The organism is Vibrio sp. 2033, assembly GCF_033339735.1.
In genome coordinates, this window is the sequence record NZ_JAWOVC010000666.1 from 1 (window position 1) to 558 (window position 558).

Sequence of the window (558 nt, forward strand, 5' to 3'; positions counted from 1 at the left end):
GAATGGCGGAAGATTTAACGGAATATCTGCATGAGCATGATGTTCGTGTTCGTTATCTTCACTCCGACATCGACACGGTAGAGCGCGTCGAGATCATTCGAGATTTGCGCTTAGGTGAGTTCGATGTCTTAGTGGGTATCAACTTGCTTCGAGAAGGTTTGGATATGCCGGAAGTCTCGCTGGTGGCAATTTTGGATGCCGACAAAGAAGGTTTCTTGCGTTCAGAACGTTCACTCATTCAGACGATAGGTCGTGCTGCACGAAACATTGAGGGTAAAGCGATTCTCTATGCGGATAGCATTACAAAATCGATGAAAAAAGCGATGGATGAAACCAATCGTCGTCGTGAGAAGCAGCAAGCGTACAACGAGAAAATGGGCATTACGCCGCAAGCGTTAAAACGTAATATCAAGGATATTATGGAATTGGGCGACATTACTAAGTCCAAACGTCAACGCAATACTAAGCAAGTGCCACTGTCTAAAGTGGCTGAACCATCTCAAACTTACGAAGTGATGTCTCCACAACAATTGGAGAAGGAAATCAGTCGACTAGAAG

General features: G+C 45.0%; 1 protein-coding gene. It reads left to right on the forward strand.

Annotated features, from left to right (window positions below; all coding sequences use genetic code 11):
* Nucleotides 1-558: helicase-related protein (locus R7P74_RS28385; protein ID WP_318124026.1), on the forward strand; the 558-nt coding region annotated here is incomplete at both ends.